Origin of the sequence: Enterobacter sp. 50793107, assembly GCF_001463365.1 — a bacterium.
GTDB classification, from domain to species: Bacteria; Pseudomonadota; Gammaproteobacteria; order Enterobacterales; family Enterobacteriaceae; genus Enterobacter; species Enterobacter cloacae.
Genome location: NZ_LNII01000112.1, coordinates 1 through 251, shown reverse-complemented (window position 1 = coordinate 251; position 251 = coordinate 1). Strand labels below are relative to the sequence as shown.

The following is a 251-nucleotide window of genomic DNA, read 5'->3' as shown; positions in this document are numbered from 1 at the left end:
ACCAGCGTACGGCCCACAGAATGATGTCACGCTGAAAATGCCGGCCTTTGAATGGGTTCATGTGCAGCTCCATCAGCAAAAGGGGATGATAAGTTTATCACCACCGACTATTTGCAACAGTGCCCTATTTTTCGGGGATCTGATTGCCCTCTGGCAATATCATTCAGCACGCCATAGTCGGCATCATGGTCCATTCGCCAGAAAACCGAAGCACCGGCATCAGCCAGGCGTGGAGAAAACTGGTATCCCAG

The 251-nt window shown here is 51.4% G+C and carries 1 pseudogene; it reads right to left on the bottom strand.

Features of this window, described 5'->3' with window-relative positions:
* Nucleotides 1-125: 125 nt before the first annotated feature.
* Nucleotides 126-251, bottom strand: a pseudogene (locus APU11_RS28055) (Tn3 family transposase); the annotation flags it as partial.